This window comes from Hyphobacterium sp. (assembly GCF_965217055.1).
Classification (GTDB): domain Bacteria; phylum Pseudomonadota; class Alphaproteobacteria; order Caulobacterales; family Maricaulaceae; genus Hyphobacterium.
Genome location: NZ_OZ244227.1, coordinates 1,910,668 through 1,923,527, shown reverse-complemented (window position 1 = coordinate 1,923,527; position 12,860 = coordinate 1,910,668). Strand labels below are relative to the sequence as shown.

8 protein-coding genes are annotated in these 12,860 nt (G+C 61.1%); 1 reads left to right on the top strand and 7 read right to left on the bottom strand.

All coding sequences use genetic code 11. The features are described from left to right. Positions 1 to 25: 25 nt before the first annotated feature. The 5 genes from ACOOFN_RS09605 to putA form a co-directional block, all read right to left on the bottom strand. Positions 26 to 1,489 carry an AMP nucleosidase gene (locus tag ACOOFN_RS09605; protein WP_420430931.1) on the bottom strand — a complete coding sequence of 488 codons (1,464 nt, stop codon included), beginning with the start codon at positions 1,487 to 1,489 and terminating at the stop codon, positions 26 to 28. 77 nt (positions 1,490 to 1,566) lie between these two features. After that, entirely contained in the window at positions 1,567 to 2,604 is a 1,038-nt protein-coding gene (locus ACOOFN_RS09600; RefSeq protein ID WP_420430930.1) for a ribonucleotide-diphosphate reductase subunit beta, read from the bottom strand. A 242-nt stretch (positions 2,605 to 2,846) separates the two neighbouring features. Next, the gene (locus ACOOFN_RS09595; protein WP_420430929.1) at positions 2,847 to 3,674 is read right to left on the bottom strand and encodes a lipid A-modifier LpxR family protein; all 828 of its coding nucleotides are present in this window, start codon (positions 3,672 to 3,674) and stop codon (positions 2,847 to 2,849) included. A 190-nt stretch (positions 3,675 to 3,864) separates the two neighbouring features. Continuing rightward, positions 3,865 to 5,748 carry a ribonucleoside-diphosphate reductase subunit alpha gene (locus ACOOFN_RS09590; protein ID WP_420430928.1) on the bottom strand — a complete coding sequence of 628 codons (1,884 nt, stop codon included), beginning with the start codon at positions 5,746 to 5,748 and terminating at the stop codon, positions 3,865 to 3,867. A 266-nt stretch (positions 5,749 to 6,014) separates the two neighbouring features. Beyond that, entirely contained in the window at positions 6,015 to 9,134 is a 3,120-nt protein-coding gene (gene putA / locus ACOOFN_RS09585; protein ID WP_420430927.1) for a bifunctional proline dehydrogenase/L-glutamate gamma-semialdehyde dehydrogenase PutA, read from the bottom strand. A gap of 193 nt (positions 9,135 to 9,327) precedes the next feature. On the opposite strand from putA, the gene ACOOFN_RS09580 reads away from it, so the two are divergent. Further along, complete coding sequence (locus tag ACOOFN_RS09580) at positions 9,328 to 10,407, top strand: glycosyltransferase family 4 protein (protein ID WP_420435057.1); 1,080 nt, start codon at positions 9,328 to 9,330, stop codon at positions 10,405 to 10,407. 86 nt (positions 10,408 to 10,493) lie between these two features. Here ACOOFN_RS09580 and ACOOFN_RS09575 read toward each other — a convergent pair whose 3' ends face one another. Next, positions 10,494 to 11,603, bottom strand: a complete 1,110-nt coding sequence (locus tag ACOOFN_RS09575; protein WP_420430926.1) for a substrate-binding domain-containing protein — start codon at positions 11,601 to 11,603, stop codon at positions 10,494 to 10,496. 33 nt (positions 11,604 to 11,636) lie between these two features. Further along, positions 11,637 to 12,797, bottom strand: coding sequence for an OprO/OprP family phosphate-selective porin (locus tag ACOOFN_RS09570; RefSeq protein ID WP_420430925.1), 1,161 nt, complete (start codon positions 12,795 to 12,797; stop codon positions 11,637 to 11,639). Between the last annotated feature and the right edge of the window lie 63 nt (positions 12,798 to 12,860).

Here is a 12,860-nt window from a genome sequence, read left to right as displayed (position 1 = left end):
TGGACACCGGCTGAAAGGGCAAGCCTTAACGGAAGGGGGGCTCGTCGAAACTGCGAAGCTTGCGCGAATGCAGTGCTGACGCCTCGTTGCGGCGCAGGATTTCAACCGTTTCAATGCCTGCCATCAGGTGTTCGGAGACCGAGCGCTGGTAGAACAGGTTCGCGGCACCCGGAAGTTTCAGCTCGCCATGCAGCGGCTTGTCCGACACGCAAAGCAATGTGCCATACGGCACGCGCAGCCGAAAACCGTTTGCCGCGATCGTCGCCGATTCCATGTCCACGGCGATCGCCCGCGACTGGTTGATACGTCGCGCTTCGGCGTGATAGCGCAGTTCCCAGTTGCGGTCGGCATAGGTCGCGACGGTTCCGGTACGCAGGCGCCGCTTGAGATCGTCACCGCTATCGCCGGTGACCTGTTTCACGGCATCGGCCAGTGCGATCTGGATTTCCGCAATCGCCGGCACCGGAATTTCCAGCGGCAAATCGCGGTCCAGAACCCGGTCATAGCGCAGATAGCCGTGCGCGAGCACATAATCGCCCAGCCGTTGCGAATGGCGAAGGCCGCCGCAATGCCCGATCATCAGCCAGCATTGCGGACGCAGCACGGCGAGATGGTCGGTGATCGTCTTCGCATTCGATGGCCCGACCCCGATATTGACCAGCGTGATGCCGCGCCCGCCCGGCGCCTTGAGATGGTAGGCCGGCATCTGGAACCGGCGCCAGGGTGCCGCCTCTACCGCGGCGCGGGCGTGGGGGGTCTTCCCGTCAACCTCGACAAAGCCGGCCGCCGAGAAGGATTCGTATTCGTTCTCCGTCTTCAACTGCCCCAGCGCCCAGGCCACGAAAGCGTCGACATAGCGGTGATAATTGGTGAACAGGATGAATTGCTGGAAGTCCTCGTAAGGGCTGCCGGTATAGTGCTTCAACCGCTGTAGCGAATAATCGACCCGCGGCGCGTCGAACAGTGTCAGCGGCCGTGGCTCGCCGGGCAGAGGCCCGCGTTCGCCATTGGGCAGTGCATCATCGATGCCGGCGAGATCGGCATAAGGGAAATTGCGAACCAGGTCGGCCACCGAAGCGGCATCCAGATCGAGGTCTTCGGCGCCATCGAGCACTGTCGAGAAAGCGATCTCGCTCTCCGACAGCCCGGTCTCGATGGTGATGTCATAGTCGGCCTGCAACAGGCTGAGCTGGTCGACAAGATAATCCCGGAACAGTTCGGGTTCGGTGATCGATTGCGCATAGAGACCGGGTTCGGAAAACTTGCCGAAAGCGCGGCTGATCGGAGGTGGCGAGCCTTCGGTCTCGTACAACACCCGCAGTTCGGGATAGGCGAAGGCACCCGCCGCACGCTTCTCGGGATCGGGCGCAATGCCGTTGTCGAGATAGTCGCGGAGTGCCTCGCGCAGGTTTTCTACTGATGTCTTGTGGAGGTCCACTAGCCGGTCAACGGCCGCCTCCGGGCTTTTCGCTGCTTCAAATATCTTCATGGCTGGCTAATGCCGGAAATGCGCTGGATCGGCAAGCCGAATGGTCGCTGCTTTGACCAGTTCAAATGCCCGCCAACCTACTCCGCCGGCACTTCATTGGCCGGTTTCTGCTTCTGCCATTTGTCGAAGCTCGACCAGACGCCGTCCTCGCCATGCCATTCGCCCTTGGTCGCGCCCTTGGAGTATTCCGTGGCCCGTGCCTCGAAGAAATTGGCGTGTTCCACCCCGTTGAGGATCTCGGTCAGCCAGGGCAGCGGGTGCTTGTCGATCCCGAATACCGGTTCGAGCTTGAGCTGGCGCAGCCGCCAGTCGGCGATGTAGCGGATGTAATTCTTGATGTCCTGCGGGGTCATGCCCTCGACATCGCCCATTTCGAAGGCGAGATCGATGAACTTGTCCTCGAGCTCCACAACGTGACGGCAATTGGCGACGATGTCGGCCTTTACCTGATCGGTCAGCGCGCCGGTTTCATCGGCGAACTCGTGGAACATGCGGATCATGCCCTCGCAATGCAGGCTTTCATCGCGCACCGACCAGGACACGATCTGGCCCATTCCCTTCATCTTGTTGAACCGCGGGAAATTCATCAGCATCGCGAAGGACGCAAACAATTGCAGGCCTTCGGTAAACGCGCCGAACATGGCCAGCGTTCGCAGGATGTCCTCGTTCGATTCGACGCCGAATTCCTGCATGTAATCGTGCTTGTCCTTCATGGCCTCATATTCCATGAAAGCCGAGAATTCGGTGTCCGGCATACCGATGGTTTCGAGCAGCAACGCGTAGGCGGCGATATGGATCGTCTCCATGTTCGAGAACGCCGACAGCATCATCTTCACTTCGGTCGGTTTGAAGACCCGCGCATAGCGCTCCATGTAATTGTCGTTCACCTCGACGTCCGACTGGGTGAAGAAGCGGAAGATCTGGGTCAGCAGATTGCGTTCCTGGTCGGATAGCTTGGTCGCCCAGTCCTTGCAGTCCTCGCCGAGCGGCACTTCCTCGGGCATCCAGTGAACCTGCTGCTGCTTCTTCCAGAAATCGTACGCCCACGGATAGCGAAACGGCTTGTAGGAATGGCTGGACGTGAGGAGACCTGGCGTGGAAGCGGATGCGGACATGGTTAACCCCGGAAACTGGCGTGAACGACTCGTCACGAATACGAGCCTTCAATCACTACATATTGAGGTTAAAAGGCGCTGAACGTCCAGACCTTGTGGATCACAATCTGCATGGCGGATTCAGCAATCCTCGCCCCTTGCTGCGCAATAGACAGAAGATCGGGGCGGATCACCACACGCGGGATTGAAATTGCCGGGGATAACCGACGAAGGCGTCGGGTTCGGAGCGCGCCTGGCCCAGACTACCAGCGGCGGCTTAGCGAGAACGCGGCGAAATCGTCGGCAGCGTCGTAGTCGTCGATGCCAATTCGAGCACTGCGCTCGCGGCGGACATAGGCAAAGGACAGGTCATTGTCCCCCAGCCGCATGGCGACACCGGCCTGGGCATCGCCCACGACCGCATACGGTTCCAACGTCATCGCGCCGCGCATGTTCCAGCCCTCGCCCGGATCGTAGAGCAGAGCCCGGCGTTCTGCACCGGCGAAGAAATACCAGCTCGGCCGCGCTGCATCCTGGCGCAGATAGCGACCGACCCGCAATTCGGCACCCGCGCCGGCACCCGAACCTTCCGGGCCGAAGCTGAGCCCGGCGCGCGGCTCGATGGTCAGGTCCAACCCGTCGGCGCCGCCATAGGATTCGAAGCGGGTGACATAATCGACGGCGACAGACGAACGCTGATCGAGTCCGGGATGAACCACGGCGCGTTCGATGGTTGAATTCGGATCGAACAACCGGTCGGAACGCGTCTGCAGGGTCGGCTCGAAGACCCGCACCTCGATCCGCGATCCGTCCTCGAATGCATTGACCGAGGTCGAGTGCGCTGAAAAGGCCGCCAGTGACGCATTATCGCTTCCGGTTTCGGCGAGAACGGACGAGGCAACGAAAAGGGCGTCATGGTCCGCGCGCTGCGGCAGCGTGTTACTCGCGCTCAGGAAGGGCGTCAGAATTGCGCGGTCGACATTGAAGATCATCGGCGTCTGTGCCGGCATGGCCTCCTGTGCGAGCACAGGACCCGTCGCCGCCATGACGGCAGCGGCGATGATCGCAGATGTTGTCGCGTTACACGCCACAGGCGACTCCCGAAGCAATTGCCCGCCAAATTAGCACGGTCAGTCTATCGTTGTGTTAAAAAAACGGCGGAACGAAGGGGATCAGTCGCAGCATGGTAAATAATTCCCGCACCGTGACTCGAAACCCACACCTTGCGATGCAACAAACAAAGGGCGGCTCAATGGCCGCCCTTCGTCCTATCGATTTCGCCTACTGACAGGCGAGACATTCCTCGTAATCCGTCTTTGCCGCTTCTGCCATTGACACTTCGACATCGCTTTTTGATTCGGATCCGGCATAGGACGCCCGCTGAATTGATTTCGACCGACAATAGTAGAGCGACTTCACGCCTTTTTCCCACGCCGTCCAGTGCAGCATGTGGAGGTCCCATTTATCGACATCGCCGGGCAGGAAGATGTTTAGCGATTGCGATTGGCAGACATAGGGCGTGCGGTCTGCAGCGTGTTCGATGACCCAGCGTTGATCGATCTCGAAGGCCGTCTTGAACAGATCCTTCTCGTTCTGGTCGAGACAGTCGAGATGTTGCACCGAGCCTTCATGCTCGAGGATCGAGGCCCAGACCTCTTCCGTGTCGGCGCCCTTCTCTTCCAGCACTTTGCGCAGCTGCGGGTTCTTGACCGCGAATGAGCCGGACAGCGTCTTGTGGACGTAGAAATTCGCGGGGATCGGCTCAATGCCCGCCGACGTGCCACCGCAGATGATCGAGATCGATGCGGTCGGGGCAATCGCCAGCTTGTGCGAAAAGCGCGCTTTTACACCCGCTTCTTCAGCATCCGGACAGGCGCCGCGTTCGTCCGCCAGCTTGACCGACGCCTTGTCGGCTGCCTGACGGATATGCTTGAACATCTTCAAGTTCCAGGACTTTGCCATTGGCGATTCAAACGGCGCATTCATCTTCTGAAGGAAGGAATGGAAGCCCATCAGGCCGAGCCCCACGGAACGCTCACGCAACGCGGAATAGACGGCACGGTCCATTTCCGGCGGCGCCCGCTCGATGAAGTCTTCCAGCACATTGTCGAGGAAACGGTAGATGTCCTCGATAAAGTCCGGATCGTCCTTCCATTCGAGAAACTTCTCAGCGTTCAGCGACGACAGACAGCAGACCGCCGTGCGGTCGCGGCCGTGCTTGTCGACGCCGGTCGGCAACATGATCTCGGCACACAGGTTTGACTGGCGCACCTTGAGGCCCTGCTTTTTCTGGTGTGCCGGCAGAGCGTCATTCACCGTATCCGAGAACACGATATAGGGCTCGCCGGTCTGCAACCGCAGATCAAGGATTTTCTGCCAGATCTTGCGCGCCGAAACGGTCCGGACGACCTCGCCCGAGCGCGGCGATTTCAGTTCGTACTCGCCGTCGGTTTTCACCGCCTCCATGAAGGCATCCGTGACATTGAGTCCGTGGTGCAGGTTGAGGCTCTTGCGGTTGAAGTCGCCGGACGGCTTGCGGATCTCGAGGAATTCCTCGATTTCCGGATGGTGTACGTCCAGATAGACGGCTGCCGAACCGCGACGCAGCGATCCCTGTGAAATAGCCAGCGTCAGCGAATCCATCACCCGGATGAACGGGATGATGCCGGACGTCTGACCGTTCTGGCCGACCTTCTCGCCGATCGAGCGGACTTCGCCCCAATAGGTGCCGATACCGCCACCATTGGAAGCCAGCCAGACATTCTCGTTCCAGGTATTGACGATGTCATTGAGCGAATCGCCGACCGTGTTGAGAAAGCAGGAAATCGGGAGACCACGCGAGGCGCCGCCATTCGACAGGACCGGCGTCGCCGGCATGAACCACAGATTCGACATGTAGTTATACAGGCGCTGGGCGTGATCAGTATCGTCGGCATAAGCCGTCGAGACACGCGCGAACATGTCCTGATAGCTCTCGCCCGGCAGCAGATAGCGATCGGTCAGCGTCTTCTTGCCGAAATCCGTCAGCAGCGCATCCCGGGCGGAATCCGTTTCAACCGTTCGCACCAGTTTGAGGTCCGGTTTGACCGCGCGCGGCTTTCCCGGCCGCTCGGCGTCGATTTCCGTCGATTTCTTAGTCAATGCAGCGGCGTCATAAGGCGTCATTTCGGTCTCGTCTCCCCCCGGAATTCAGAGCATAGCTTTCCTGTCGCGCGGAACGCGCGCGTTCGCGCCGCTGCTCTAAAAATCCCATAGATGGTGTGTCTGCTCTTCCAGCCGACCCAACATATAGTGCTCCCAGCCCGGAGCTTGGTCAACACGGATAATAGTTCAAAACCGGATTTTTTGGTTAACGAATGGCTAATGCCCTTTGGCCACAGGCAAACTCCGGTAATGCTTTTTTCAGTGAGGTTTTCACACCCCACGAAACGTCAAAGACTTAGCAATTCCGGATCGCCGCCCTGCGCAGAAATGTTAACGGTTACGGTCCGCTCGGTGGCAAATCTCGGCAGGTAATGTGGCCCGCCGGCTTTCGGTCCTGTACCCGACAAGCCCTCGCCGCCAAACGGCTGCACGCCGACCACGGCGCCGGTGATGTTGCGGTTCACATAGACATTGCCGGCCGGCACCGCCGCCATGATCTCCTCGTGGAATCGCGACAGCCGCGAATGCACACCCAGCGTCAGTCCATACCCTTTTGCGGCGAGTTCGGCCGCAATCTTGCCGATATCCTTCCGCTTGTACCGCAGCACATGGAGAATCGGTCCGAAGATCTCGCGCTCCATCAGATCCAGCGACGGGATTTCGATCAGAGCCGGCGCAAAATAGAAGCCGTCATCGGCCAGCGGTCCGGGATTGGCCTGATTCAGCACCTTTGCGTTCACACGCATCCGGGTCATGTGCTGGTCAAGCACGCCCTTGGCCTCCTCGTCGATCACCGGGCCGACATCGGTGAAAGCATCCGCCGGATCGCCGAGCGCCAGCGCATCCATCGCGCCCATCAGTCCGTCGATGAAACCGTCCGCTGTGTCTTCTGGCAGGAACAGGATGCGCAAGGCCGAACAGCGCTGACCCGCCGACCCGAAAGCCGAGAGGATTGCATCGTCGATCACCTGCTCCTTGAGCGCCGAGGTGTCGACGAACATTCCGTTCAGCCCGCCGGTTTCCGCGATGAAGGGAACGATCGGCCCCTCCTTCTCCGACAAGGCCTTGTTGATGATACGCGCCACCTCGGTTGAGCCCGTAAAGCAGACCCCGCCGGTGCGCGGATCATTGACCAGCGCCGCTCCGGCCCGGCCGTCACCGGTGATCAGGTGCAAGACCTCTTTCGGCAAGCCGGCCTTCTGGAACAGCTTCACGGCTTCGCACGCAATCAGCGGGGTCTGTTCCGCCGGCTTGGCCAGAACCGTATTGCCCGCAGCCAGGGCCGCGGCGAGCTGGCCGGTGAAGATCGCCAGCGGGAAATTCCACGGGCTGATGCAGACGAAGATACCGCGCCCGCGCAGCTCGAGATGGTTGGTCTCGCCTGCCGGTCCGGGCAGACGCACGGGGGCGCCGAACTTGCGTTCCGCCTCGCATGCATAATAGCGGCAGAAATCGACGGCCTCGCGCACTTCCGCGACGCCATCGGGCAACGTCTTGCCGCCTTCGCGCGTCATGATCGCAATCAGCCGGTCCGTCTCGGCTTCGAGGATGTCGCCCATCGCGCGCAGGATCTCTGCACGCTTGGCACCGCCCAGATCATCCCAGGCATGTTGCGCGGCACGGGCCGCCTCGAAGGCATCGTCGATCTGATCGTCGGTGGTGTTCGAGATCAGGGACACCACTTCGTGCTGGTTGATCGGTCCGGCGTGCTTGTAGGGGTCGGTCGCGTACTGCTTGCCGCGGACGATCGGACCAGCGGGCAATGGCAGCTGCTTGTCGAGCTCGGATTGTGCCCGCGCCAGGCGCTCGCGCACGCTGGCCTGGCTGAGATCGACACCGGCCGAATTCGCGCGGCTCTCGCCGTAGAGATTTTCCGGCAGCGCGATGAACGGGTGCCGATCAATTGTCCCGGCCACATCAAACGGTCCGCTGGCGACATCTTCCGCGGGAACCGACTTGTCGAGGAAGGAATGGACGAACGACGTATTTGCTCCGTTTTCCAGCAGCCGGCGGACCAGATAGGGCAGCAAGTCCTCGTGTTCGCCGACCGGGGCGTAGATCCGAACCGGCCTGCGGCCATAGGCATCCTGTGCTGCCTTGTAGAGCGGCTCGCCCATGCCGTGCAGACGCTGGAATTCATAGGTGTCGACCCCGGCCTGTTGCGCCAGCTTGCGCACCGCGCTCAGCGTAAACGCATTATGGGTCGCGAACTGGCCATAAATCGCGTCCGGCGCCGCCAGCATCAGGCGGGCGCAGGCCAGATAGTTGAGATCGGTTGCCGGCTTGGTGCTCCAGACCGGGAAATCAGGCCAACCCATCTGGTGTGCGAACTTGATCTCGGTGTCCCAGTAAGCGCCCTTCACGAGTCGAACCATGAAACGGCGGCCGGTTTCGCGGCCCAGTGCAATGATCTGCTCGATCACCGCTTCGCAGCGTTTCTGATAGGCCTGAACTGCCAGTCCGAGCCCGTTCCAGCCGGCCAGTGAGGGTTCGCGCGCAAGCCGCTCGAAAATCTTCAGAGAAATGATCAGCCGGTCGCTTTCCTCGGCGTCGAGGCAGAGCCCGATATCGGCAGCCTTCGCGGCTTCGGCCTGGGCCAGGACGAGCGGGTAGAGCTCGTCGAAAACGCTCTTCTCCTTGACCGCGTGATAGCGCGGGTGGAGCGCCGACAGCTTCACCGAAATGCCGTCCACCTGTTCGGTCGTCCCGTCTGTGCGCCGCTCTCCGACCGCCGCGATAGCGTCAAGATAACGGGCATGATACCGCGCCGCATCGTCGTGCGTGCGCGCGCCCTCACCGAGCATGTCGAAGGAATGCAGCCGGCCTTCGGTCTTGTGGCCGCGCTTGATGGCGGACTTGATCGAGCGGCCGAGCACGAATTGCTCGCCGAGAATCTTCATCGCCTGCATCGTCGCGGCGCGGATCATCGGCTCACCCATCCGGTGCGTCAGCCGCCGCATATAGGTGCCCGGGTTTTTCTTTGCTTCGCGGTCGACCTCGACCAGCGATCCCGTGAGCATCAGTCCCAGCGTCGAGGCATTGACCAGCCAGTGCTCGGACTTGCCGACATGGCCGCTCCATTCGCCCGACCCGATCCGCTCGGCGATCAGCTTGTCGACCGTTTCAGCGTCGGGCACTCGCAACAAGGCCTCGGCGAGGCACATCAGTGCCAGGCCTTCCTTGTTGGAAAGCCCGAACTCCTGGAGAAAGGATTCCATCAAGCCGGCGACTTTCGTCGACTTGCGGGCGCGCTCGACCAGGTCGATGGCGTTCTGCCGCACGTCCTCGATGTCTTCGTCGGTGAATCCGATCTTGCCGGCAAGCGCACGCGCAGCCTCGGCCTCATCGGCAAACTTGATCTCGTCGATACGATCCCAGTCGATCCGAACGGTCGCGGTATCCGGCATGGCATCCTCTCCGCAAATGCCCAACTCTATCACAGCGCTTTGATCACGCCCAAAAGGCGCTGGCAAGAGGATGAAACGCCTCTTCGCCATGTGCGAATTATGGGCTAAGGAAACGCCCATGATGGATGACCAGACTGATACCGAAGCCGCCGAGATCGAAGACGACGAGTTCGGCGACAGACCCAAGCGCATCATGCTCGTGACGGATGCCTGGGAACCGCAGGTCAACGGCGTGGTACGGACGTTGACGCGCACCGTCGAGGAATGCCGCGCCATGGGTCATGAGGTGGAGGTCATCCACCCCGGCCTCGGCTACAAGACCTGGCCGTTACCGACCTATCCCGAAATCAAGCTGGCGCTCGGCGCCCGCAAGGATATCGAGGCGCGTTTCAAGGCGTTCGAGCCGGAAGCCATTCATATTTCGACCGAAGGCACGCTGGGCATGGCGGCCCGCGCGGTCTGCCTGAAATGGAAGCTGCCGTTCACGACGAGTTACCACACGAAATTTCCTGAATACGTGCACGCCCGTTTCCCCTTCATTCCGCTCTCGGCCGGTTACCAGTTCATGCGCTGGTTCCACAATGCCGGCGGCCGGCTGATGGTCGCCACGCCGTCGATGCGGGATGATCTGTCGGCGCGCGGCTTCAAGAACATCACGCCATGGGCCCGCGGCGTCGATACGGTGCTCTTCAATCCGGACAAGCGCGGTGTTGACGGCGGCGTCTTCCAGGATCTCGAAGGCCCGATCTTCGTTTATGTCGGCCGCGTCGCGGTGGAAAAGAATATCGAGGCTTTCCTCGATTGCGAGCTGCCCGGCACCAAGGTCGTCATCGGCCCCGGCCCGCAGCTCGACCAGTTACGCAAGGACTATCCGGAGATCCAGTTCCTTGGCCCGAAATACGGCGACGAGCTGGCACGGTATTTCGCGGACGCAGATGTCTTTGTCTTCCCGAGCCTGACCGACACATTCGGCCTGGTGATTCTCGAATCCATGGCGTGCGGTACACCGGTTGCGGCCTTTCCGGCGCCGGGACCGAAAGACCTGATCCCGGGCACCGGCGCAGGTGCGGTTTCGGCGAATCTGCAGGAAGCCTGTCTTGAAGCGCTGAAGATGAAGCGCGAGCGCTGCCGCGAATATGCGGAAGGATTCAGCTGGAAATCCTGCGCCGAGGAATTCGTGAAGAATCTCAAACCGCAGCCCAAGCCGGAAGGCCGACGCTTCTGGAAACGCCTGCGGCGTCTCGGCCGGAAAGAGCGCAAGCCGTTATTCTAGGACACACCTACGGCGCGGCATGTCGGTGAGGTGAAATGCCCCGGCCGAAGCCGGGGCATGTCGAAGGCCTTGTTGTTCGCGAGGACCTAGTGACCGCCGTGCGGCGCTTCGGTCATGACTTCCATGGTCTCGACACGTTGCACCAGTTCCGCCCGCCGGGCTTCCGGCAGCGGGATCAGGCCACGATCGGTGAGATAGCCGAAATCGCCCCAAGCATCGTCGGAGGTGAACTCCTGCAGGTATTCCTGGATACCCGGCACGACGCCGACATGCTGCGCCTTTGCATAAACGAACATCGAGCGCGAGATCGGATAGTCGCCGGACGCGATGGCATCAAATTCCGGCGCAACACCGTCAACCCGCGCCGCCTGGATACGATCGCCATTCTGCGCAAGGAAGGAATATCCGAACACGCCATAGGCGGTCGGCGTATTCACCAGCGTCTGGACAATGGCATTGTCGTTTTCGCCGCTATCGATCCACGCCCCGTCTTCGCGAATGCGGGCCATCGCCTCTGCCGGGATTTCACAGCCGGTTTCGGCGGCCACCTCCTCGGCACCGGCCTCCAGGCCAAGCTCGACGAAGGCATCGCGCGTGCCCGAGGTCGGCGGCGGGCCGAATACCTCGATCCGCAGATCCGGCAGCGATGCGTCGATCTCCGACCAGCTCGTATGCGGGTTGTCCATCATGGTGCAGTCCTCGCCCGGCACCTGGGCGGCCAGTGCGCGCCAGATCTGACCGCGCGAAATATCGAGCTCGGGACCGGTCGACACATTGGAGACGACAATCCCGTCAAAACCGATCGGTAATTCGACAATCTCGCGCACGCCATTCGACTGGCACAGCTCGTATTCGCTCGCCGTCATCCGCCGCGAGGCGCCGGTGAGGTCGGGCGTTTCGGTGCCGACGCCTGCGCAGAACAGGCGCATGCCACCGCCGGTGCCGGTTGATTCGACGACCGGCGTCGGGAAGTTGGTACGCGCACCGAAGCTCTCTGCAACGGCGGTCGTGAACGGAAACACGGTCGACGAACCGACGATCCGGATCACTTCGCCCGATTGCGGCGACGCCCCGGCAGACGGGGATGGAGCGCTTCCTTCCGACGCGGCGGGCACAGAGGACGAGCCGGATTCACCAGAACAGGCCGCCAGTGCGAACAGGCTGGCCGAGAGAAGCAGAGTGTGAGTGATCTTCATTTTCTTCAATTCCTTGATTCGTCTTGTTCAAGTCTACCAGTCGATCTGGGCGCGTGCCTGGATTGCGGAGAAATCGCCTTCGCCGAGCCGGGCACCGCTGCCGTCCGCGTCTGCGATCACCACATTGAGCATGAAGCGGAGATGGGATTCCGGATACCAGTTCAGTCCGGCCGTCCAGGTCGCCAGCGAACCGCCACTGTCGGTGTCGAGATAGTCATACCGTCCGGCAAGTTCCCAGGCACCATTGCCACCTTCGCTGACCGGCTGGTTGGGCGAGGTGCGCCGGAAGGCGCCGGATGAGGCGCGATAGGCGCGCTGTTCACCGGTGAGGAAAAAGCCGAGATTGACGAAATAGCCGTGGAAGTCATCCGACGATCCGTCGGCATCCTCGGCCATGTATTCTCCATGCGCGTGAAACGGGCCGGAAATCCAGGCAGCTTCGAGGCCGAAAAGGGTGGACTGGTCTGCGCCGGTGTTCACATCGACGAGGCGTTCGGCGAGATGAACATTCGGCCGCGATCGCACGCGTACCGCCGTACCGGACATGTCGCCGCGGTCATAATAACGCGCGCTGGCACCAAGATGCAGCACGTTGTCGCCGGTATTGATCGGCGTGAAGGTCGCACGCGCCGCAATCGCCATCGATTCCGACAGCGACGAACCCGTGCTGTCCTCGTTCGGATTGCCGCCGAAAATACCGGCGCGGAACGAGTAATTGTCACCGCCGGTGGCGATGGCAATACCGAGGCGGCGATCCAGTCGGAACGCGTCCGTGACCTGGCCGCGCTCCATGAAGGTGATGTACCGGCTCGACGTCATTTCCTCGAGCGAGTTCGGCGTTTTCTGGTTGCCGATGATGACGGAGAAATCACCCGCATCCCATTCGATGGTGACGTCCTTGGCCGAGACCTCGTTGTCGGCAAAGTCGAACTCGGCCTTGTACTCGAAGGAAAACCAGCTGCCTTCGACGCCAAGACGGGCCGTGCGCATCTCGGTCGCGGAATAGTTCTCGCTTCGCCCGGTTGTGTCGATCTCGGCGAAAGCCGCATCGAAGTACAGGCGGCCGCGAAACTTGAATGAGTTTCCGGTTTCCGGGTCCGTCCATTCGGGAGCTCCGTTGAAGACGGGGCTGTCGGCAAAGGCGCCGCATGCAAATGCCAATGCGGCCACGCCGCCTGCCAGAATGCTTTTCATGTCCATTGTCCTGTCTACGTGAATTCCAAGACCTGATTCCCCTCAGGTTGGCGGCACGCTTAA

Bases quoted from the DNA above. Each gene is read 5' to 3' on its own strand.
- ACOOFN_RS09605 (WP_420430931.1), bottom strand. From the start codon at position 1,489: ATGAAGATATTTGAAGCAGCGAAAAGCCCGGAGGCGGCCGTTGACCGG.
- ACOOFN_RS09600 (WP_420430930.1), bottom strand. From the start codon at position 2,604: ATGTCCGCATCCGCTTCCACGCCAGGTCTCCTCACGTCCAGCCATTCC.
- ACOOFN_RS09590 (WP_420430928.1), bottom strand. From the start codon at position 5,748: ATGACGCCTTATGACGCCGCTGCATTGACTAAGAAATCGACGGAAATC.
- putA (WP_420430927.1), bottom strand. From the start codon at position 9,134: ATGCCGGATACCGCGACCGTTCGGATCGACTGGGATCGTATCGACGAG.
- ACOOFN_RS09580 (WP_420435057.1), top strand. From the start codon at position 9,328: ATGCTCGTGACGGATGCCTGGGAACCGCAGGTCAACGGCGTGGTACGG.
- ACOOFN_RS09575 (WP_420430926.1), bottom strand. From the start codon at position 11,603: ATGAAGATCACTCACACTCTGCTTCTCTCGGCCAGCCTGTTCGCACTG.
- ACOOFN_RS09570 (WP_420430925.1), bottom strand. From the start codon at position 12,797: ATGAAAAGCATTCTGGCAGGCGGCGTGGCCGCATTGGCATTTGCATGC.